Here is a 20,934-nt window from a genome sequence, read left to right as displayed (position 1 = left end):
ACTTCTCGGCCGGGCGCCGTTCCGTGTGCCCTGTGCTGCCTGCCGGTACCTCACTCCACGGCGACGGCAGGCAGGTCGCCGGGAAGCAGGGTCACCAGGTCGTCCGTGGTCGGCTCCACCAGTTCCACGACCCGCTGCGCGTGCCGTTCCGTCATGCGCTGGAAGATCTGGCGGGCGGTGCGGCCGTTGCCGAAGCGGTCGTCGCGGACCAGGTCGCCGAAGTAGCCGAGCAGGGCCTCGCGGGTGTCGTCCGGCAGCTCGTACTCGTGCTTGGCCGCGTGGAACTCGACGATGCGGCCCAACTCCTCGCTGCCGTAGTCGTCGAACATCAGGGTGCGGGTGAAACGGGAGGCCAGGCCCGGGTTGATGTCGACGAAGCGTTCCATCTCGTCGGGGTAGCCGGCCACGATGACGACGACGTCGTCACGGTGGTCCTCCATGAGTTTGACCAGGGTGGCGATGGCTTCCCGGCCGTAGTCGTTGCCCTGACCGGCCGGGGTGAGCGCGTAGGCCTCGTCGATGAACAGGACGCCGCCGAGGGCGCGTTTGAAGACGGCGGTGGTCTTGGGCGCGGTGTGGCCGACGTACTCGCCGACCAGGGATCCGCGGTCGGCCTCGACGAGGTGGCCGCGGGAGAGCAGTCCGAGGGCGGCGAGGATACGGCCGTACAGGCGCGCCACCGTCGTCTTGCCGGTGCCGGGGTTGCCGGCGAAGACCAGGTGGCGGCTGAGCGGCGGGGCGGCGAGGCCGGCCTCGGTGCGCCGACGGACCAGCTGCATGACCTTGACCATGGTGCTGACGTCCTGTTTGACGCTCTCCAGGCCGATCAGGTCGTCGAGTTCGGCCAGCACCTCGGAGAGGCTCTCGGCGCGGGTCTGCCGGGTTCCCGTGCTCTTGGCGTCCGGTGTCGGGGGGCCGCCGGCCCGCCCGCCCGGTGCCACCGCGAGCGCCCCGGCGCCCGGAGCGGGCACCGGTTCGCCACCGAGCGCCTCTTCCGGCATCGTGCTGATCTTCACGTCGTCGACGCGGCAGCGTTCCATCACCGGGTCGGCGCCGTCGGCGAGTTTGAGGTCCTCGTCGGTGTCGTGGATACAGCAGCCGCGCAGGAGCGGTGTCGCCGCGCTGCCGACGTAGACGGCGGGGAAGCCGCTGGCGCTGATGTCGCAGTCCTCGAAGCGGCCGGCGGCGTTGTCGGCGATGTAGAGGCCGTTCTTCGCGGTGCCGGTGACGGTGGTGCCGCGGACCCGGGGCGTGGCCTTCGCCTGGACGACGAGGCCGGTGCCCTTGGTGTCGGTGATGGAGCAGTCGGTCAGCCAGGCGCCGGCGCCCTCGCGGACGAAGACCCCGGCGGCACCGGTGCCGGTGACGCGGGTGTCGACGACGAGGGCGGCGGTGCCGGCGCCGATGTCGATGCCGACGCCGGAGCAGGAGCTGACGGAGCAGTCGTCGACGAGCGGGCGGTGTTCGGTACGCAGGGCGATGCCGGTGGAGGCCTTGGTGATCCGGCAGCCACGGGCGGAGAGGTCGCCGCCGTCCACCTCGATGCCGCACAGCTCGGCGTCGTCGATCTTGGTGTCGGTGAGGGTCAGCATCGCCTGGCCCACACTGCGCAGTCCGTGTTCCGGGGTGCCCTGGACCCGGCTGTCGTGGAGGGTCACCCGGCTGCCGTCGCCCGCGTGAACGCCGGTGAAGGCGGAGACGGTGACCGCGCAGTCGACGAGGCTGAGCCGTGAAGTGTCGGCCGCATAGACGCCGTTGGCGCCGGAACGGGTGAAGGCTCCCCCGCGTACCTCCACCTGAGCCTCGCCGCCGGCCGCGAGGCCGGAACCGGTGGTGTCGGTGGTGGTGGTGTCGTGCAGCCGCAGCCGGCCGGCCCCGGTGGCGACGACGCCGGCCGCACGGATGTCGCTGATCCGGCAGTCGATGAGGGAGGCGACCGCGCGGCCGGTGACATGCACCGCGTCCCGGCCGGTGCGGGCGATCTCGCAGCCGCGCAGGGCGACCCCGAACTCGCCGCCGGCGGACGGCGCTTCACCGGCAGAGTCGTCGTCGGGTGCGGTGTCGGCCCCGGCGTCGCCGGTGATGACGACTCCCCCGGCCTCGCTGTCCCCGATCCGGCAGGTGCGCAGCACGGGCCGGGCGCTGTCGTCCACGGCGACGGCGGCCGCCCCGGTGTGGGTCACGGCGCACAGCTCCAGGGTGGCGCGGGCCGCGCCGGTGATCCGGATGCCGTGGCCGCCGGTGCGGGTCACCGAGACCCGGGTGAGGGTGGGGGCCGCGCCGTGGTCCACCAGGATGCCGACGGCGTCCACGTCGCTGATGCCGGTGTTCTCGACCACGGCGCGGCTGTCTCCGACGAGACAGAGGCCGATGTCGCCGGTGTGGTGGAGTTCGCAGTCCCGGAAGACGGGTGTGGCGGTGCCGGTGACCCGGGCGCCGCCGCCGGTGATCTCGCAGCCGGAGATCTCCACCGCGCCGGCGGTGACGAGGACGGCGGGTTCCTTGCCACGTCCTTCGAGGACCAGGCCCTGCACCCGGCCGCCGGGGCTCTGCACAGTGAGCGCCGGGCCGTGGCCACCGGCGACGATCTTCACCGTGCCGCGGCCCTTCTCCGCGGCGAGCGTGATGTCGCGGTCCAGGACGACGCTCTCGGTGTAGGTGCCGGGCTGGACGGAGATCACGGCCCCTTCGGGGGCTTCGCGGACGGCGGCGACGATGGTCTTGTACGTGCCCCAGCCGCGGGGGGCGACGCGCAGCCCGGCCGTCACGTCGAGGTGCAGGTGAGCCGCACCTGCGCGGCGGCGACATGGACACCCTCGGCCGCGTCGGCGCTCTCGGCACCGGCGTCCACGAGCTTGACGGTCACCCGGCCGGTCCGGACGGTGAACGAGGGCGAGGTGAACCACCGGCCCTGTTGCTTCTTGCCGACCTGGTCGACCATGAAGCCGCCGAGCGCCTTGGGCTGCTTGTCCGTCTCGGCGCCGGCGGCGTAGTCGTCTCCGTAGTAGTAGAAGTACGCGGGCGAGCCGCCGACCAGGGTGCGGGAGGAGTTGGTGGGCACGAAGCTGGAGATCCGGCAGGACGCGACGGTGAAGCGGGAGCTGAAGTCGTACTTCCACAGGGCGTACCGGCTCGCGTCGAAGGCGCTCGCCTTGCCGGAGACCGGCATGGAGAGGTAGCCGCCGGTGCAGGCCTCGCCGGTGTAAGCGCCGCTGTCCGACTGGGTCCAGGCGGTGGTGCCGTCCGCGTCGGTCCCGGTGGAGTAGCCGTAGGCGGCGAAGCTGGTCGAACCGTCACTGCTCGCCGCGCAGTCGGGGCCCGCGATGGCCTTCCAGGTCTGTCCCGAGCTCTGGCCGCCGGCCTGGTAGGGCGTGGCGTCCGGGCTGGGGACGATGGGTTTGACCTCACTGGGCAGTGCGAAGGCAGGGCCCCCGAGCGCGCCGTACACCAGCGCGCCGAGGGCGACGGCGAGGAGCGTGGAGACGCTCACCACGAGCATGCGCTTGCCGGTCCGGCCTCGCGGGTCCTCCGGCCGCACTGATTCGGCGAATGCGGAGGAGAACTCGCGCCAGTCCTCATCAATCATGCGGGAAAGCACCCCTCGATGTTGAGTGTCTGAATAATCCTGCGAAAGGCAAAGGGAATGGGACGGCCGGATGAATGCCGTGGTGCGGGTGCACGGGTGGGCTACTCGGCCGCAGGGCACCCAACTTGAGTTACGTACGAGGTCACGGGCAGGTTCACGTGTTTTCTCTCACGGGGCCCGGAGCGGAGATGGGGGCTGACGCGGCGGCTACGTTCTTACTCAGGAACTCACCGAACCTGACAATGGCAGGAGCGCAATGTCCCCCCAGATTTCTCAGATCGCCGTTGTCGAGCAGCACAGCCTCGTGCGCCTGGGTCTGGAGACCCTGCTCTCCGGCAGCTCCCTGCTGCGGGTGGTCGCGCTGGCCGCGGACCCCGCGCAGCTGCCGGAAGCCGACGCGCAGCGCCTGGACGTCGTCGTCTACGGCGCTCCGCCGCAGCCCGGACCGTCGCTCGCCAAGACCGTCGCCGCCCTCACGAAGTGTGGACGGGTGCTGGTGGTCGCCGACTTCGCGGGCTGGCAGCCGGTGACCGACGCGCTGCGCGCCGGGGCCTACGGCTGTGTCGGCAAGCAGGCGGGCGAGCAGGAGCTGCTGCGCGCGGTGGAGACGGTCGCGCTGGGCGGTCTGCACATCGCGCCCGGCCTCGCCACCCGGCTCCACCACGAGCTGCGGCTGCCCGCCGGCACTCCCTCCCCGGCCCTCGCCCACCGGGAGCGGGAGGCGTTGCGGCTGCTGGCCACGGGGCTGACGCACGGTCAGATCGCCCGGCGGATGGGGCTGACGGAGGCCACGGTCAGCACCTACGTGAAGCGGATCAGGAACAAGCTGAACGTCCGCAACAAGGCGGACCTCACCCGCAAGGCGATCGAACTCGGCCTGCTCCAGGAGGACGAGTTCCGCAGCCCCGCGCTCGCCGGCGGCTTCTCCCCCGCCGGGTACTCCTCCGCCGCCTGACATCGCGCCACGTCCTTCCCGTCGTGAAGTTCCGTCGTGAAGTCCCGTCGTGGAGACCCGCGTTGTGAAGCCCCGCCGAACCGCCGACTCGCACAGCCTCGTGCGGGTCGGCGGTCGCAGTCGTACGGTCACATCGTGATGACGCTCCGTCAGATGTGGTGCCCCAGGCTGACGATGGCGCCGAACGCGCCGAACGTCGCCACCGCCAGAGCGACACTGCCGCCGGCCAGTACCGAGCCGAAGCCGGCCAGCCACCGCGGCCGTGCCATCGCCGGCAGGTCCGGGCGGCGCATCATGCGCCGGAATCCGTAGACCAGGAGCACGGCCCCGGTCAGGGCGCTGCACACGGGCCCCAGCCAGCTCCCCGAGCCGAAGCGCTCCGGGCCGGTGATCAGCAGGGTGAACAGCCCGGCCGTACCGGCCACCAGCAGCGGCACCACCTCGGCGACCAGCCGAGCCGACCCGGCGCGCAGCAGGACCGCGAGCCCCAGCAGCCCGGCCGCGAGGTTCGCGTAGGGGGAGCCGGAGGCCGCCATGACGACCAGGCCGCCGCCGAGGACCATGCTCAGGGCGCCGCTCCAGGTCGCCAGCAGGACGGTCGCGGCGCGTACGGCGTGGGCGACCTCGTCGTCCCGGGGCTCCTCCTGCACCCGCATCCTGACCCGCCGCCAGGTGAAGGCCACCGTGCCGCTGACCGCCGAGGGCACGACGGTGAGCAGGGCGAACGCGACCACGGCGACCACGCTGGCCGTCTGGACCCCGCCGGCCCGCAGCGCCGCGAGGCCGATGCCGAGCACCGCCGCGACGGCGGTCGTGAACAGGGTGGCGGAGGTGGTCACCGCCGGCGCCGCCACGGCGGCGAGGAAGGCGCCGAGCAGCGCGCCGAAGGCCAGGGCCGCCACGGCCAGCCCGGTCCTCGTCATGACGCCTTCCACACCGAGCTGTTCGGTGCCGTAGCCCAGGGCGGCGGACCATGCGCACAGGGCCAGCGCGGGCACCGCGCACAGGGCCATCGTCATCCGCAGGGCCGCGGGGACGGACCAGCCGCGCTCCATCGCGACCCACGCCAGCACGGGCAGGGCAAGCCCCGCGGCCGGCGCGAGGTCGAGCAGGACGCCGGTGCCCGTGCGGTGCCGGGCGGCGAGCACGAGGAGGGTGGCGACGAGCCAGCCCAGGGCGAGCGCGGTCAGGGTGTACGTGCGGGAGCGGGCGTCCCATCGGCGGTCCAGGGCGCCCTCGGAGACCTCGGCGACCCGCTCGGCGACGTCGTGCACGACCGGGTCGTCCAGTTCGTCGGCGGTGGCATCGCGCAGGTAGAGGACCTGTCCGTCGGTGACGCCCAGTTCCGAGAGCGACCACTCCGGGGCGAAGGCACTCCCGGTCGCCGCGCCCAGGGTCCAGGCCGCCGGCATGATGTCGGACTCCCGCTGGTCGCACAGGCGCGCCAGGGTGTCGGCGTAGCTCACGATCGGGGCGCCGGCCGGGACCGCGAGGTCCACCTTCCGGCGCTCGCCGACGACGGTGATACGGCAGTGCTCATCCACGATGACGATTCCTCAGGGGATGCAGGGGTGTTCCGCCGCCGGTGCGACGGTCAGTGGTGCTGCCAGGTACGGGAGTTGGCCCACTCGGCCTCGGAGTAGTTGTTCCAGTTGACGTGCATCGCGTTGGCGATCTCGCCGAGCACGCCGCCCGGGCCGAAGAGACCGTTGGCGGCGTAGTTCCACTCCGCTTCCAGGCCCTCGAAGTACTGCTGTGCGGCGCCGTTCCAGTCCCCGCCGGCGAGGACCGGCTGGAGCTTGTTGATGAGGTCGTGGAGCTCGTCCGCGATGGTCTGGGCGACGCCGTTGATGTGCGTGCCCGAGCCGGCGAGCTCCTCCTTGACCATGAGGTTCGCGCCGTCGACGTTTCCTGCCATGATTCACTCCCTGGTGGTGCCGGATGGCGTGTGGGACGGTCGGTGAAGGATGGTTTGACGATGCGTCAGCTGAGGTTGGCGCTCGACAGACCGGCCTCGATGTTGTTGATCGAGGTGATGTTCTGCTGCTCGGTGTCGGTGTAGTTGACGTAGTTGCCGCGCAGCCCGCTGGCGATGTCGGTGAGCGCGTCGTGGAGCATGCGGGAGTAGATGTCGTACTCCTGCATGAGGGCCTGGAAGGTGTCCTGGGCGATGCCCTGCCACCAGCCCTCCATGTTGACCACGTAGGTCTTGAGGTCCGAGAGTTGCCCCTGGATCTCCGCGGCCGTGCTGTCGCACGACGTCGCCGCCAGCGAAATCTGCTCCGGTGTCACCTTGAAGTCGGTCACCGTACTGCTCCTCTCCGGGTGGCCTGATACCGGTCCAGTTCAGCGTCGCAGCGACGGCGGGAGGTCGACAGATCCCCATTCCGGTGTCCCCGAGGACCTCCGGACGGCGTCCCGGTCCAGGGCGGTGCGACGCCGGGGCATGTCGGAAGTCCCCTGCATGGCAAGAGATTTGATAAGACGTCACATATGCGCGTAGGAACGAGCGTTCAGGGACCCTCGCCCACGGGGCCGGCGCACCGCTCCGGCCAGCCTCCGCCGCCGGGCTGGCCGCCCCGGCCACGCAGCGCCTCGTCCAGGCCGGCGAGCGCGGCCCGGTCGGCCTCGCCCAGTTCGGCGTTGGTGTCCTGGCCCGGTGCGGACGCCGGTGCACCGCCCGAGGCGGGCAGTTCGCGCAGCAGGACGACCGAGGACGGCCCGGCGCGCCTGACGTCGAGGATCATGAAGGGGGTGCCGGGGGCGAACACCACCTCCTGGACTTCCTCGGGCCCGTCGGGGGCGTGGAACAGCGGCCTGGCGAGCCGGCCGGTCACCGACCAGATCGCGTAGCACGGGCCGGGCGGCCGGCCCGCTCCCCCGGCCGCGCGCACGCCGCTGAGCGGGGCGCGGTCCCGGAGTACGGTGCCGGGGCGCAGCGGGTCGTTCTCCGGGTCCTCCGCGTGCGGCAGCGCGGAGCCCGCGCCGCGCAGGACCGCGCCCCGGTGCGTCGGCAGCCGGCGCAGCGCCGACACCAGGCAGGCGGCGAACGGCAGGAGCCGGTCGTCGCGGCCGTGGCAGGCCGCGGCCAGCGCGTGGTGGTCGAGCAGGCCGCCCGCCTCGTCGAGGTGGAGCCGAAGCGCCGTCAGGTCCGCTTCGGCGGCCTCCCGTTCGGCGTCGGCCATGGCCGGCAGCCTGCCGAGCGCTCGGGCGACGGCCGGCGCGTGCCGCTCCCAGGCCGGGCCGGCGAGCAGCCGCAGGGCCGTGTGCTCCGCGGGACTGCTGCGGTGGCCGGCGCGGAAGGACGACCGGGCGGGCGCCGGCCGTACCGGCTCGGTGGCGTCGGGGCGGGGCGGGGCCGGCCGGGTTGTCGGCCCCTCCGCGGAGGCGTCGACCGGTGTGGGCCGCCGGCTCAGGTACTCCCACGCCTCGTCGAGATCGGGCCCGGCGGGCGGCTCGGGGACCACCGGTTGCCGGGGCGCCGCGATCTCCTCCCGTCCCCGGATCAGATGCTCCCAGGCTCCGGCGAGATCCGGCGCGGCGACGGGATCGGCGGCGGTGCGGGGCACGGCCGGTGCAGCGACCGGACCGGTCGTGGTGCGGGGCACGGCCGGGTCCGCCGTGGTGCGGGGCACGGCTGGTGCGACTTCGGCGACCGGGGTGCGCGCGTACGGGACGACCTCGGCCCCGCCGGACGCGGCCGGTGCCGGGGCCGGGGCGGCCTGGGTGCGCACGCCGTGGCGGATGGCCAGTTCGCGCAGTGCGGGAGCATCGTCCGCGGTGGCGCCGTACACCTGGAGCGTGGCGCTCGCGCACACCTGCGGCGGCAGCGAGCCGAGCAGGCGGTCCAGCGCGGGCCAGAGCGAGTGGTCCGGCCGCTCCCCCGGGACACCGGCCTCGACGACCGGCCCCTCCGGGCCGACCGCGAGTCCCGCACCCGGGTGGACGGCGCCGTGCGCATCGACCCACAGCCCCGCCCGGGTCACCGTCACCCACCAGCGGTCGGTGAGCCGGACGGCGCCGTCCGGCGTGCCGTCCGCGCCGGGGAGCGGTGCCGCACAGCCCAGCAGCCGGGGTTCCCGATCGGGGTGGCACTCGGCGGCGTGGACGAACGGCAGCCAGCGGGGGGCACCGTCCGCCCCGAGCACGACGGAGCGGACACCTCGGGTGCCTCCCGACGGGCCGTCGGTGAGCAGCGGCAGCCCGGTGGCGGCCACCACCGGAGCGCCGAGCCGGTCGGCCACGTGCTGGGCGAGCGGCAGCAGATCACCGGGGCCGCCGGGCGCCAACCGCACGCCGTCGCGCACCGGTTCGGGCAGGACGGACAGCAGAGCGGCGACATCGTCCGCCGCCACCTCGTCTCCCGGCAGGCCGCCCACCACCACGGTGAGCCGGCGGGGGTCGAGCGGAACGGTGTGGTAGAGGTCGCCCACAACCGTGCCGGGCGCCCGCGCGGGCCGCAGCAACAGGCCGGCGGGGATTCGCTCGATCACGTGCCCGCCCACGGTGTGTCCGGGAACCGCGTCGAGCGCGGCCTCCCACGCGGGTCGCGGGCAGCGCGCGCCGATCGGCACCGGGGAAGCGGCACCGGGGGCGAACCCCAGCCATCCGCCGGGGGCGTACAGCGAGCCGGCGGGCACGGCGTGCACCGCGGCGGCGGGAGCCTCCACGGTGACGCCCCAGCCGTCGGCGATCCGCCGGGCCAACGCCGGGTGGCCCGGGCGTTCCCCGCCCGTGCCCGCCATCGCCAGACGGACGGCGGTACGGCCGGACGCGCGCAGCGAGTCGAGCAGTCCGCTCAGGCGGGGCCAGAAGTCGGCCTGCGCCATGGTCCCCGGGTCGGAGAGCAGCGTGACCGTCGGGTCGCCGGCCCAGCGCAGCACACGCACAAGATCGTCGACGTCGGCATCGGCCGCCGGCACGGGGCTGCCGGAACGCAGCACCAGCAGGCGGTCGTGCTCCTCGATGCGTACCGCCGGGTCACCCACGGTGGCTCCGCCGGTGGTTGCCAGTGCCATCCCCGCTCACTTTCGGGTCGATATCGGGGCGCGGTGCGGGCTACGACGCCGGTACGGGCGTCCGGCGCGCGGTCGGGGGCTTCCGCCTCGCCCGCCACGGCACCGCGCACCCGTTCCTGGTCTGTTCCGCATCAGGAACGACCCGCCACGGCCGAGCACGAGGTGGCGGCCACGGCCTCGTCGCCCCGGCCGACGACCGACGACTGCGGCGACAGGACCCCGGTGTTCCTCGCCTGCCTGGCCGCCACCACCGGAAAGAGCTCCCGCTCCGCAACCCCCCGCCGCACCCGCGCGGCAGCGCCGGTGGCAGCGGCAGTGGCATCGCCGGCTACCGGAGACGTCCGCGGCTCAGCGACGGCCGAGGGCGTCCGCGCCTCGACGACGGCCGGAGGCATCCGCGACTCGGCGACAGCCGGAGGCGTCCGCGGCCCTCCGGCAGCCGCAAGCGCCTCAGGCTCGCTGACAGCCGAAGACGACCGCGACCCGCCAACAGTCTGCGGCGGCCGCGGCTCGTCGGCAGCCGCGCGCGGCCGGTGGGCGCTGATCGCCGGAGGCGTCCGGTGGTGGTCGTGGGCCGCCGGCGGGGTCGTCACCGGGACCGGAACGGCGGACGGCAGATGCGGTGCGGGCGGAGTGGCGTGCGCGGCCTCCAACTGCTCCCGGTACCGTTCCGCGGCGCGCAGCCAACGGTCGTTCGGGCCCGGCACCTTCTGCCGCAGGGAGATGATCGACGGCGCGATGCGCAGGGCGAGGGCGATGTCGGCGGTGTCCCGCCAGCAGGCGTCCGCGTTGCCGGCGGCCTGCTCCGCGTCCACGCTGTCCATACCGGCGGTCACCAGCAGGCTGAACGCCACCCGCCGGTAGAGGTCCGCCGCGAGGGCGTTGTGTCCGGCGAGCCGCATCACGTGCGCCCTGATCTGACGGATCTGCAGTGACGTGGGGTGCTCCGAGCCGTGGGCGGTGAACGCCTCGCGTTCGAGCGCGGTGGCCAGGGCCGTGGCGTCGTCGTACCGGCCCCCGTTGGCGGCCTGCACGATGCCGCCGATCCGCTCGCGGTAGCGGGAGAACCCGTCCGGCGCGGGTGCCTCCCCAGCGGGCGCGACAGCGGCCTGCGCGTCGGCGGCCGGTTCGGGCAGGGCGTCCGGGTCGGCGCCGGCGGTCGGCGGCCACAGCATCCGGACGCCGTGCTGCACGGCGAGCCGGCGCAGCATCCGGCTCTCCTCGGCCGAGCGGCCGGGGGCGTGCAGGACGGCGTACTCGCGTGCCTCGGGATCGAGATAGTCGAGCACATGCGACAGGGCCGACCAGCAGGTCTCGTCGAGCGGCTGGTCCGACGGGCCGATCTCGACGGCGAGTTGGTCCGCGAGCACGGGTCGGTCGGCGAGCGGCAGGGGCTGTCCGACGGGTCCGAGGGCGAGCCCGGACCGGGTCATGGTGACCTGCCACCGCTCCGACAGGGGGACCACTCCGGCGTCCTGTTCCCGGACGTCGGGCACCGGGGAGCGCCAGCGCAGCAGCCGGGGACCGGCGGACTCGTCGTCGCCGGACGCGGCGGGGCGGCAGACCACGGCTTCGACATAGGGCCGCCAGGTGGGCCGGCCCGAGCCGTCGACGAGGACCGACCCGGGAACGGCGTCGGCGTCGGCGTCGGCGTCGTCCGGTATCGCGACCCGGGCCGCCAGGGGCGGGCCGGTCAGCACCTCCACCTCGATGTCCAGCGCGTCGGTGACCTGCTGGACGGCGGGCAGCAGGTCACCTTCGGCGCCGGGGGCGACGCGGATCCGCGCGCGCACCGCGGGCGGCAGCGCGGCGAGCAGCGCGGCCAGGTCGTCGGCGGGGATGCGGGCGCCGCCGCCGGGGCCCGGCACGCCGACCAGCACGGTCGGGCGGCCGGTGTCGACGGGCACCGCGTAGCACAGGGCACCGGGGGCGGGCGGCGGGGTTCCCGGAGGCTGGAGCAGCACACCGCTGGGGACGGGGCGGACGGTGTATCCGCCGGCGGTGCGTTCGGGCAGCGCCGCGAAGGCAGGCTGCCAGCCGGGGGCCGGATGGCGGGCGCCGAGCGGTGTCGGCTCCGTGCCGGGCTGGAAGAGCTGCCAGCCGCCGGACGGCTCGGCGGGGTCGGGGACGAAGAGGGTGCCGCCGGGGACGACCAGCGCGCTGCCCTCGGGGGCGATCACGCCGAACCCCCAGGCGTCGGCGATCCGCTGGGCCAGCGCGGGCCGGTCGGCGCCCCCGCTGCCCGCTCCCGAGACGACCAGGCGCAGGGTGGTCGTACCGTTCTCCCGGAGCCTGTCGAGGACGTCGCCGAGCCGGGTCCACAGCGCGGGCGGCACCGGGCCGTCCACGCCGACGACGACGGTGGCGACGGTCTGGCCCCCTTCGGCGCCCAGTGACCGGGCGAGTTCGGCCACGTCGTCCGGGCCGGGGACGGCTTGTTCGGTGGGGCGCAGCAGCGTCAGCCCGTCGTACCGGTCGACGAGGACGGGCGTGTCGAGCTCTCCCGCCGTGCCGTCGGGCTGCTGGCCCCGGCCCGGTGCCAAGCGCGTGAAGAGAGTGCCCCAGCGGGACATGAACTGCTCCTTCCGTGACGGCCTGCCGCCCTGCGCGGGCGTACGTCCATGGGCGGCCTGCCGTCCCTCCGGTGCACCGCCGCCCGCGTGCGGGGGTCCGCCGTGGTGACGGTCCCCGCTGCGACGGGTCGGCCGCGCGGGTTCCCGGCCGCCTCCGCATACAGCTACGGATGGCCGGCAAGATCGGTTCGCCGCCGGCGGTTACTCCGGATCGCCCGGTACCGGCGGGTCCGGGTCGAGCGCTGGGGCGGCGGCCGGTGACAGGTGCTCGTGCACGCCGAGCCAGCGGCCGTCGGCCTCCCGGCGGAAGACGATGGTCTCCCGTTCGTGGAGGGTCTCCTCGCCGGCGTCGGTGGAGATCCGGGTCTCGACCGAGTGGGTGAACACCGCGGTGTCGCCCCAGAGTTGGAGCATCCGGTCGTAGGACAGGCAGTTCAGCACCCGGAAGCCGTCCTCCAGCATCCAGCGCGCCATGACCCGCCGGTACTCGGCGACGGACTCGATGCGCTGCTCGGCGGTGTGGAAGACGAAGGTCGCGTCCGGGGCGAAGGTCTTGAAGTAGTCGTTGAGGCGTCCCTCGGCGTAGGCGGCCACGAGGTCGTCGGCGGCCTGGAGCACCTGTTTCTGGTCGTCGCTCATGTCGGTGTCTTTCCGGAGGAGGAAGGGAATGGGCGGGGGCGGTGCTAGACGGCCACGAGGAGCAGCGCCCCGGCGCCCAGGAACAGCCCGAGCGCCTGATGCACCGTCACGCGTTCGCCGTCGAGTACGAGTGCGAGCACCACGGTGGCCGCCGGGTAGAGGGACACGATCGGTCCGACCACGCTCAGCAGACCCTGGTCCGTGGCGAACAGGCAGAAGGCGAACGCGGCCGAGTCGAGCGCCCCGGCCAGCACCACGGGCAGCCACGGCACGGGCGCGCCGCCCGCCTTCGGCCACCCGCGCAGCGCGCCCGGAGCCACGCACAGGATGGAGACGGCGCGGGCGCCCACCAGGGGCCACAGGCCGGCGTCCGGTCCCGGATGGGAGATGAACACCAGCTGGAGTCCGAGCGCTCCGCCGGCCGCCAGGGCCAGCAGCAGCGTGCGCGTCGCGACGGTGGCCTGCCGGATCCGCCCGGCCCGGCTCACCAGGGCGACCGAGAGCACCGCGCAGCAGACCCCGCACAGCGCGAGCGGGCCGGGCGCCGTCTGGACGGCCAGTCCGACCACCAGGGGTACGACGGCCACCGTCACCGCCGTGACGGGTGCCACCAGCACGATTCCCTCGGCCGCCAGCGTCCGGTAGAGCAGCACCAGCCCCAGCAGGCCGAGGGCGCCGGCCCCGAACCCCCAGGCGAGGGCGGTCGGTTCGGGCCCGTGCTCGGCGGTCGCCGCCAGCCAGACGGCGATCACCGGAAGGGACAGCACCTGGGAGAGGAACACGACCCGCGCGGCCGGCACGTTCCGCGAGGCCCGGGCGCCGCAGTAGTCCGCCGCGCCCCAGCCGAGCGCCGCCACGGCGGCCAGCAGTGTGGTGCCCATCAGGCACCTGTCCGGCTCAGCAGCACGTCGCGTCTGGCGTCGGCCAGGTAGCGGGCCGCCTGACGAGGCGTGCACACCGCGTCCTCGGCGAGCTTCAGCGTCTCCGTCACCAGGTCGCGCAGGGCTCCCCGGACCTTGGACAGCGAGGAGTCGGCGGTCGGGGCGACATCGCCGTAGAGCACCCACCACCACCAGGCGTTGGTGCCCGAGTTGGCGACGACGTCGGGTAGGACGACGCAGCCGCGGGCGCGGAGCATCTCCTCCGCGCCCGCGGTCACGGGCAGGTTCGCCGCCTCCACGAGGTAGCGGGCCGCGACCCGGTCCTGGTTGGCCTCGTGGACCGTGTAGGAGGTCGCGGCCGGGACCAGCACGTCGGCCGCGAGCGACAGGCAGGCGTCCCGCTCCAGCAGGACGTCGTCCGGACCGAGCCGGCCGCGGTCGATGGCGCCGTACGCCCGGCGGTGGCGCAGCATGTCCTCGACGGCCAGGCCGCGCGGGTTGGCGACGGTGCCGTGGACGTCCGAGATCCCGACCACCCGGATCCCCGCCTCGTGCAGGAAGCGGGCCGTGGAGCCGCCCATGGCGCCGAAGCCCTGGACGACGGCGGTGGCGGACGTCCGGGAGACCCCGTCCCGGTCCAGGACGGTGAGAACCGCCTCCGCGACCCCGCAGCCGCCGACCAGTTCGGCGAGTCCGATGCCGTCGACCTCGACGGCGAACGCGTCGGCGAACCGTTTCCGCGCCGCCGGGGGATCGTCGAGGGTGCGCACGACCGGGGCGATGCAGCCGTCCACACCCAGCTCGCCGAGCACCTCGTCGATGAGTTCCGTGGTGGTGCCGAGGTCGTCGCCGGTCGCCCAGTTGTTCTCCAGGTAGGGCCGGATGAAGGCGAGGAAGCGGGAGAGCACGCCGCGCGCCTCGCTGCTGAGCGGGTCGCAGTCGATCCCGCCCTTTGCGCCGCCCATGGGAAGGTAGCGGCCCGTGGGGTCGTAGTGCAGCGCCTCCTTCACGCTCATCGCCGCCGCCAGCTCCCTGACCTCCTCGGGACGGCAGCCCTCGCGCATCCGCAGGCCGCCGCTGGCCAGACCCCGCACGAGCCGGTCGATGACGAGGAAGCCCTGGCGTCCCGTGACGGGGTCGGTCCAGGTGAGTGACGCTTCGGGGGGTCGGGGTACCGCGCCGCCGGCACGGGCCGCGGGCGGGGTGAGAAGACCGCTGTTCACGGCGATGGGCTCCTACCTGGGGAAAGCCGATGAGGAGTGACCACGGAGCGCGCCACCGGCGGTCGTGGAAGACCCGGAAGCGGCCACTCACGCGCGCTCCGACGGTAGTTCCGGCCGTGGATCACTGGGCAGTCCCCTATTCCGGGGCATGGCCGGCGCCCCTCTTGGGGACCCGCCGCGCGGTAGCCTCTCCCTGTTCGATCAAACGCACAGGTCAGGCGAGGAACCCCATGAGCCAGCCGGAGCCCAGCGCCGGAACCACGGCCCCGGCGGACGTGCCCATGCCGGATTCGGTCGCGGCCGGCACGCTCAATCACGCGATCCTCCGCGTGGCCCGTCTGCACCGCATGCTGGCCGGCCAACTACTGCGCCGGGTAGGGCTCCACCCCGGCCAGGAACTGGTCATGATGCAGTTGTGGGACCGGGGCCCGCAGCGGCAGACCGACCTGGTCCGGATGCTCGGCTCCGACGCCGCCACCATGACCCGTACCGTCCGGCGGCTGGAGACCGCGGGCTTCGTCCGCCGGCACCCCAGCGCCACCGACAGACGGGTCTCCATCATCGAGCCCACGGCGGCCGGCAACGCCCTGCGCGGTGAGGTGGAGCAGGTCTGGACGGACCTGGAGGCCAGGGTCGCCGAAGGCATGACCCCGGCCCGGCAGGCCGAGGCCGTCGAAGTCCTGAACCGCATCGAGGAGAGCCTCGCCCGCGCCACGTCGCAGCAGACCTGACCGGGAACGGGGCGAACATCAGCGGCGAGGCCGGGCGGTCTCCGAGGACAGGATGACGGGCCGTCAGCGTGCGACCGCGAGGGCCGCGGAACCGGCCGGCCTACGACGGGCGGCGACCCGGTCCAGTACGTACTGGAGGGTGAGGCAGCCCAGGCCCCAGGCGGCCAGGGTCGTCACGGCGCCGGTGAGATGCGCGTCGTGGAAGTAGGCCGCGCCCCGGAGTCCGCGTACCGCCGCGGCCGGCGGCAGGACCGAGGCGAGCGGGGAGAGCCAGGCGGGCAGGAAGGTGGTCGGCAGGATGCCGCCGGAGGTGGCGTTGCCGAGGATCAGCAGCACCACGGAGGCGACCGGCATGCCGAGCGGCCCGAACACCCGAAGCAGCACTCCGGCGGCCGCGGCGGCGGCCCAGGCCAGCAGGCCCACCACGAGGGCGACCCACGCGAACGGGGCGGGCAGCGCGCTCAGGGCGCTGTGCCCGATCAGTGCCACCATCAAGCCCGAGGCGGCGGCGAAGACCAGCATGGAGGCGACGCGGACGGCGAGCCCCAGGCGTGGCGCTATCTGGTAGGAGGAGAGGGCGAAGAGGAAGCCGGCGAGCACGACGCCGAAGGAGGCGTAGAACACCGACAGTCCGCGGGAGTCCCCCGCCGCCAGGGGCAGTACGTCCTTGACGGGAACCGGCTTGCCGACCGCGGTGGTCAGCGCCGTGGCGAGGCTGGACACCGTGGACGGCCCCTGTGCGCCGGCGACCAGCAGGCGCGTGCCCCGGCCGTCGGCGACCAGGACGGCCGGAACCTGGTCGTGGGTGACGGCCCGGCGGGCGGCCGCGGCGTCCGGGTAGCGGTAGAAGGTGTACCCGTCCGGGGCCGCGTTGTTGAGGGCGAGTTCGGTGTGCGCGGCCACCTTGTCGGAGGCGGCGATGCCGACGGGCTGGTGGCGGGCGGACGGGGCGTGGAAGGCCGCGAGGTACACGGCGACGAACACGGTGCCTATCGCCAGCGCGGTGAGCACCGGCACGAGGATCGCCTTCCGGGTACCGGCGGCCGCCGCGAGCACCGGGGCGGGCAGTCCGGGTTCGGAGTCGACCAGTGCGTGCCTGGCGTGCCGGACGTGATCGGCCGCGGGGTCGGCACCCGGGGGGTACGGGGCCGCCTGGGGCGGCACGCTGACTGAGGGCGGTATGCCGTGGTGCATGGGCGAGAGCTTTCCGGGGTCGGGCGTGGCGCTGGGGCTTCGTGGTGTCCCGAGGTCAGGTGGAGCGCTGGGCGTTCGTGGGCCTCCGCCTCCGGGGTCGGGCGGAGCGCCGGGGCTTCGTGGTTTCGGAGGTCGCGCGAGGCACTGGGCGTTCGTGGGCCTCCGGGGTCGGGCGGAGCGCCGGGGCTTCGTGGCCTGCCGCTGAGGGGTCGGGGTGCGGGGCGGGTTCGCCGTTGCTGTTTCTGCCGGCTGTCCGTCCAGACATCCCGCCGTCCTAGAACATCCCGCCGTCGAGCTGCAGCGTGCGGCCGGTCATGTAGGCCGCGTCGGCGGAGGCGAGGAAGGCGTATCCGGCGGCGACCTCGGAAGGCTCCGCCAGCCGCCGCAGCGCGACGCCGACCTGCAGCCACTCGGACAGGTCCTGCTTCCCGGCCAGGTCGGGGTGGAGATAGCTCGCGCCGTTCTCGCGGGCCATGTCCGTGGCGGTACCGCCCGGAGCGATGGCGTTGATGGCGATGCCCTTGCGTCCGAGTTCCGCGGACAGGTTCAGGACCATCGACTCCACCGCCGCCTTGCTCGCGGCGTACAGCGTGTGCCCGAAGAACGCCTTGGACGCGCTCACCGACGAGGTCAGCACGATCCGGCCGCCCGCGCCCAGGTGGGGGACGGCGTGCTGGACCGCGAACAGCTGCCCGCGCGTGTTGACCGCGAAGACACGGTCGAAGTCGGCCGACGTGATGTTCTCCAGCGCGTCGAAGTGCTCGATACCGGCACAGGACGCGAGCACGTCCAGCCGGCCGAACTCGGCGACCGCCCGTTCGATCAGGGCTCCGGTCTGCTCCGGGTCGGCCACGTCGGCCTGGACGGCGACGGCCCGACCACCGCCGTCACCGAGCTCGGCGACCAGGGCGGCCGCGGCCTCCTGGTTGCCCCGGTAGCCGATGGCCACCGCCGCGCCCTCCTGGACCAGTCGCCTGGCGACAGCGGCGCCGATGCCACGGCTGCCACCGGTGACGACCGCCACCTTGCCTTCGAATCGTGCCTTCTGCGCGGATGACACCACTGCTCTTCTCCAAGGAAACGTCGGCGACTGTCTCTGTGGGCAACGGCCGCGGCGCCCCGACCCGACGGGAGCGTGCACCGCGCCCGGGAGTGTGCGTCCGGACGTCGTCGGCCTACGACGGCACGCCCACCGTAACATCAAACGCAGGAAATCCTTCGCTTATGGCGTCACGGGAATCCGACTGGCGTAATCTCGACGCGTCGAGGCGCGATGATCACGGCCGGTCGGCGCGGTCGAGAAAGGACGGGCACACGGTGGCTTCCCGCACCCCTGGCGACAGCGGCAGACCACGGCTGCGGGCGGACGCGGCCCGCAACCGGGATCAGATCCTCGCCGCCGCCCGCACCGCCTTCCGTGAACTGGGCACCGCCGCCCCCCTGGACGAGATCGCCCGCCGCGCCGGCGTGAACATCGCCACGCTCTACCGCCGCTTCCCCGACCGGGAGGCCCTCGTCCAGCAGGTCGTCCTCGACGGGTTCGCCACGGTGGCCGAGGCTGCTCGCCGCGCCGTGGACACCGCTCCGCAGGACCCCTTGGCCGCCGTCGAGGGGTTCCTGCTCCGCCTGGTCGACGAACGGGACACGCTCGTACTCCCCCTGATCGGCGGGCCGGTCGCCACCAGCCCCGACGCGGTCGAACTCCAGGGCCGGATCGCACCGCTCCTGGACGAGGTGCTCAGCCATGCCCGCTCACGGGGCGCGATCCGGTCCGATGTCACGCACATGGACCTGATCACCACCGGGGCGCTGGTCTGCCGCCCCATGCCGTACCTGCCCGCGGCACAGGCCAAGGCCCTGGCCACCCGCCATGTGCGCATCTTCGTGGACGGCCTGCGCCCGAACGACCCCCGAGCGCTGCCGCCCTCCCCGACGCATCAGGACATCACCGTCCATCTGCACACGGGCGCCGAGAGCGACTGAGCCTCCCGACACGGCGGCAACATTTGCCGACCATTTATCTCTCTCGCGGCAGAGGTGATTCCGACACCCTGCGCGAGCAAGATCCCCCCGGCATGAAAACGCGCAGCTCAATGGCTCTCGCAGGCCTGTAGCGCAGCCCTTGCCACCCAAAGGTGACCCACGCCACACGTCACCCTTGGAAGTGATCACGGCATTTACTTGTTCGGACAGTAAATGGCTCGAGTGAGGGCCGACCGTCACACGCCGAGCCCTGTTCCCGCAAGCGGCCGCCCTCAGCGGCCGGTGTTCCCGTGAACCAAGGATGATGATCATGCCGAAGGCCTTCGAAGCGACCGAACTCGGCGGCAGGCGCCTCGCCAACCGGATCGTGATGGCGCCGATGACCCGCTCCCGCGCCTACGGCGAGGGCAACACCCCGACCGATCTGATGGCCGAGTACTACGCCCAGCGCGCCGGGGCCGGCCTGATCGTCACGGAGGGCACCCAGCCGTCGGTGATCGGCCAGGGCTACCCCGACACTCCCGGCATCCACACCGCCGAGCAGATCGCCGGCTGGCGCAAGGTCACCGACGCCGTCCACGCCGAAGGCGGGGTCGTCTACCTCCAGCTGATGCACACCGGCCGCGTCGGCCACCCGTCCCTGATGGGCCGCACCCCCGTCGGCCCCTCCGCGGTCAAGGCCGCGGGCCAGGTCTACACCCACGCCGGTCCGCAGGATTTCGTCACGCCGAAGGAGCTCAGCAAGGACGAGATCCGGGACACGATCGCGGACTACGCCGACGCGGCCCGCAACGCCGTCGAGGCGGGCTTCGACGGCGTGGAACTGCACGGCGCCAACGGCTACCTCATCCACCAGTTCCTCGCGCCGAACTCCAACACCCGCACCGACGCGTGGGGCGGCAGCCCCGAGGGCCGGATCCGGTTCGCCGTCGAGACCGCCAAGGCCGTCGCCGAGGCCATCGGCGCCCACCGGACCGGCTTCCGCATCTCCCCCGGCAACCCGTACAACGACATCGACGAGAGCGACCGCACCGATGTCGACGCCACGTACACCGCCCTCGTCGACGCCCTCGCTCCCCTGAACCTCGCCTACCTCCACCAGATGGAAGCCCCCGAGATCCGCGACCTGACCCTGCGCCTGCGCAAGGCCTGGCCCACCACGTTCGTCCTCAACCCCTTCACGGGCATGGAGCCCACCGGGGCGGACGCACTGGCGCTGATCGAGGACGGCACCGCCGACCTCATCGCCTACGGCGCCCTCTTCCTCGCCAACCCGGACCTGCCCGCCCGCCTCGCCCGGGGCGGCCCCTACAACACTCCCGACCGCGCCACCAGCTTCGGCGGCGACCACACCGGTTACACGGACTACCCGACCCTCGACTGACCCCGGCCCCGGCTCCCCGCGGCGCCCGACGTGCTGCCCCCAGGGCGTCGCGGCGCGGGAGCCCCCGGCCCTACCTGGCGAGGACGACGGTCGACCGTGTCGGCGAATCGGCGTCTCAGGAGATGGCATCTCGGCTCCCCGCGGCGGTGGCACCAAGCGGACGGGCCAAGGCGTTCAGCCCAGTGCCGCCATGAACTCCGTGCAGGCCGCGGCGCATGCCCGGCACGCGGCCGCGCTCTTCTCGGCGCCGGGACGGGTGTCGAAGGCCTGGGCGCACTGGAGGCAGATCGTCCGGCACCACTCCAGCTGGACGCGCAGACCGGCCTCGTCCTGGACGTTCTCGTCGGTCAGGGCTCGGCAGGTCGCGTCGCACACCTCGGCGCACATGATGCCCGTACGGCGCACCCGCTCCAGTTCGACCGTGCCCTCCGGATCGAACACGCTGGCGCCCAGCGCACACAGTCGAGCACACTCCGTACAGGCCTGTGCGCAGGCGAAACGATCCTCGAGGTATCCGTACAGCTCCTGTTGAGAAGTCGTCGACGTCATGCACCCCGGGTTGCCGAGGCCCCGACCGGCAAACCCGCCACCGAGAGCTACAGGGACGTCGGCCCGCCGACCCGCCGCCTCACCGGAGGTGCTCGAGGAAGTTCACCGCCGCGGGTTCCAAGGACCTGCCGACACCGCTTCCGTGGCGTGCGCAAGCCGCATGCTTCCGTGGCGTGAGCATGGCCACATCCTGAATTTGAGGGGCCCCTCATGTTAGT

The 20,934-nt window shown here is 73.5% G+C and carries 17 protein-coding genes; 4 read left to right on the top strand and 13 right to left on the bottom strand.

Going from position 1 to position 20,934, the window contains the following annotated elements; genetic code table 11:
- Nucleotides 1-50: 50 nt before the first annotated feature.
- Nucleotides 51-2,768, bottom strand: coding sequence for a right-handed parallel beta-helix repeat-containing protein (locus ABZ642_RS21385; RefSeq protein WP_360486155.1), 2,718 nt, complete (start codon nt 2,766-2,768; stop codon nt 51-53).
- Nucleotides 2,765-3,586 (bottom strand): hypothetical protein, encoded by an 822-nt coding sequence (locus ABZ642_RS21380; RefSeq protein ID WP_360486152.1) that lies wholly within the window; start codon nt 3,584-3,586, stop codon nt 2,765-2,767. Before ABZ642_RS21380 ends, ABZ642_RS21385 begins: the two co-directional genes overlap by 4 nt.
- A 256-nt stretch (nt 3,587-3,842) precedes the next feature.
- Between ABZ642_RS21380 and ABZ642_RS21375 the strand changes: the two genes are divergently transcribed.
- A complete protein-coding gene (locus tag ABZ642_RS21375; protein ID WP_360486149.1) occupies nt 3,843-4,541 on the top strand; it encodes a response regulator transcription factor in 699 nt (232 codons plus the stop codon).
- Nucleotides 4,542-4,690: 149 nt separating this feature from the next.
- Here the strand turns inward: ABZ642_RS21375 and ABZ642_RS21370 are convergent, their stop codons facing one another.
- The 8 genes from ABZ642_RS21370 to ABZ642_RS21335 all read right to left on the bottom strand — a co-directional run bounded on the left by ABZ642_RS21370 (nt 4,691) and on the right by ABZ642_RS21335 (nt 14,875).
- Complete coding sequence (locus ABZ642_RS21370; protein ID WP_360486146.1) at nt 4,691-6,085, bottom strand: EsaB/YukD family protein; 1,395 nt, start codon at nt 6,083-6,085, stop codon at nt 4,691-4,693.
- Between the two features lie 50 nt (nt 6,086-6,135).
- Nucleotides 6,136-6,459: a WXG100 family type VII secretion target gene (locus ABZ642_RS21365; RefSeq protein ID WP_360486143.1), complete on the bottom strand. Its 324-nt coding sequence runs from the start codon at nt 6,457-6,459 to the stop codon at nt 6,136-6,138.
- 65 nt (nt 6,460-6,524) lie between these two features.
- Nucleotides 6,525-6,848: a WXG100 family type VII secretion target gene (locus ABZ642_RS21360; RefSeq protein ID WP_351710677.1), complete on the bottom strand. Its 324-nt coding sequence runs from the start codon at nt 6,846-6,848 to the stop codon at nt 6,525-6,527.
- A gap of 206 nt (nt 6,849-7,054) precedes the next feature.
- Nucleotides 7,055-9,559 (bottom strand): hypothetical protein, encoded by a 2,505-nt coding sequence (locus ABZ642_RS21355; protein WP_360486140.1) that lies wholly within the window; start codon nt 9,557-9,559, stop codon nt 7,055-7,057.
- Between the two features lie 131 nt (nt 9,560-9,690).
- Nucleotides 9,691-12,132 (bottom strand): hypothetical protein, encoded by a 2,442-nt coding sequence (locus tag ABZ642_RS21350; protein ID WP_360486137.1) that lies wholly within the window; start codon nt 12,130-12,132, stop codon nt 9,691-9,693.
- 201 nt (nt 12,133-12,333) lie between these two features.
- On the bottom strand, nt 12,334-12,771 hold the full coding sequence (locus tag ABZ642_RS21345; protein ID WP_360486134.1) for a nuclear transport factor 2 family protein: 438 nt from the start codon (nt 12,769-12,771) through the stop codon (nt 12,334-12,336).
- 44 nt (nt 12,772-12,815) lie between these two features.
- Nucleotides 12,816-13,652 (bottom strand): hypothetical protein, encoded by an 837-nt coding sequence (locus tag ABZ642_RS21340; RefSeq protein WP_360486131.1) that lies wholly within the window; start codon nt 13,650-13,652, stop codon nt 12,816-12,818.
- Entirely contained in the window at nt 13,652-14,875 is a 1,224-nt protein-coding gene (locus tag ABZ642_RS21335) for a Glu/Leu/Phe/Val dehydrogenase dimerization domain-containing protein (protein ID WP_360486128.1), read from the bottom strand. Before ABZ642_RS21335 ends, ABZ642_RS21340 begins: the two co-directional genes overlap by 1 nt.
- A gap of 230 nt (nt 14,876-15,105) precedes the next feature.
- On the opposite strand from ABZ642_RS21335, the gene ABZ642_RS21330 reads away from it, so the two are divergent.
- Nucleotides 15,106-15,606: a MarR family winged helix-turn-helix transcriptional regulator gene (locus ABZ642_RS21330; protein ID WP_360486125.1), complete on the top strand. Its 501-nt coding sequence runs from the start codon at nt 15,106-15,108 to the stop codon at nt 15,604-15,606.
- Nucleotides 15,607-15,669: 63 nt separating this feature from the next.
- Here ABZ642_RS21330 and ABZ642_RS21325 read toward each other — a convergent pair whose 3' ends face one another.
- Together ABZ642_RS21325 and ABZ642_RS21320 are read right to left on the bottom strand one after the other, a co-directional pair.
- Nucleotides 15,670-16,800, bottom strand: coding sequence for an ABC transporter permease (locus ABZ642_RS21325; protein WP_360486122.1), 1,131 nt, complete (start codon nt 16,798-16,800; stop codon nt 15,670-15,672).
- Between the two features lie 274 nt (nt 16,801-17,074).
- Nucleotides 17,075-17,860, bottom strand: coding sequence for an SDR family oxidoreductase (locus tag ABZ642_RS21320; protein WP_360486119.1), 786 nt, complete (start codon nt 17,858-17,860; stop codon nt 17,075-17,077).
- A 257-nt stretch (nt 17,861-18,117) separates the two neighbouring features.
- Here ABZ642_RS21320 and ABZ642_RS21315 point away from each other — a divergent pair, with 257 nt between their 5' ends.
- Complete coding sequence (locus ABZ642_RS21315; protein ID WP_360486116.1) at nt 18,118-18,783, top strand: TetR/AcrR family transcriptional regulator; 666 nt, start codon at nt 18,118-18,120, stop codon at nt 18,781-18,783.
- Nucleotides 18,784-19,093: 310 nt separating this feature from the next.
- Entirely contained in the window at nt 19,094-20,167 is a 1,074-nt protein-coding gene (locus tag ABZ642_RS21310; protein WP_360486114.1) for an alkene reductase, read from the top strand.
- Nucleotides 20,168-20,341: 174 nt separating this feature from the next.
- Here the strand turns inward: ABZ642_RS21310 and ABZ642_RS21305 are convergent, their stop codons facing one another.
- Nucleotides 20,342-20,716: a ferredoxin gene (locus tag ABZ642_RS21305; protein ID WP_360486111.1), complete on the bottom strand. Its 375-nt coding sequence runs from the start codon at nt 20,714-20,716 to the stop codon at nt 20,342-20,344.
- Between the last annotated feature and the right edge of the window lie 218 nt (nt 20,717-20,934).

The organism is Streptomyces sp. NPDC007157 (genome assembly GCF_040634235.1).
GTDB lineage: Bacteria > Actinomycetota > Actinomycetes > Streptomycetales > Streptomycetaceae > Streptomyces.
The sequence above is the reverse complement of the archived record's forward strand: the minus strand, read 5'-3'. Positions and strand labels throughout refer to the sequence as shown.

Bases quoted from the DNA above. Each gene is read 5' to 3' on its own strand.
- ABZ642_RS21380 (WP_360486152.1), bottom strand. From the start codon at position 3,586: ATGATTGATGAGGACTGGCGCGAGTTCTCCTCCGCATTCGCCGAATCA.
- ABZ642_RS21305 (WP_360486111.1), bottom strand. From the start codon at position 20,716: ATGACGTCGACGACTTCTCAACAGGAGCTGTACGGATACCTCGAGGAT.
- ABZ642_RS21350 (WP_360486137.1), bottom strand. From the start codon at position 12,132: ATGTCCCGCTGGGGCACTCTCTTCACGCGCTTGGCACCGGGCCGGGGC.
- ABZ642_RS21375 (WP_360486149.1), top strand. From the start codon at position 3,843: ATGTCCCCCCAGATTTCTCAGATCGCCGTTGTCGAGCAGCACAGCCTC.
- ABZ642_RS21325 (WP_360486122.1), bottom strand. From the start codon at position 16,800: ATGCACCACGGCATACCGCCCTCAGTCAGCGTGCCGCCCCAGGCGGCC.
- ABZ642_RS21310 (WP_360486114.1), top strand. From the start codon at position 19,094: ATGCCGAAGGCCTTCGAAGCGACCGAACTCGGCGGCAGGCGCCTCGCC.
- ABZ642_RS21365 (WP_360486143.1), bottom strand. From the start codon at position 6,459: ATGGCAGGAAACGTCGACGGCGCGAACCTCATGGTCAAGGAGGAGCTC.
- ABZ642_RS21345 (WP_360486134.1), bottom strand. From the start codon at position 12,771: ATGAGCGACGACCAGAAACAGGTGCTCCAGGCCGCCGACGACCTCGTG.
- ABZ642_RS21340 (WP_360486131.1), bottom strand. From the start codon at position 13,652: ATGGGCACCACACTGCTGGCCGCCGTGGCGGCGCTCGGCTGGGGCGCG.
- ABZ642_RS21355 (WP_360486140.1), bottom strand. From the start codon at position 9,559: ATGGCACTGGCAACCACCGGCGGAGCCACCGTGGGTGACCCGGCGGTA.
- ABZ642_RS21330 (WP_360486125.1), top strand. From the start codon at position 15,106: ATGAGCCAGCCGGAGCCCAGCGCCGGAACCACGGCCCCGGCGGACGTG.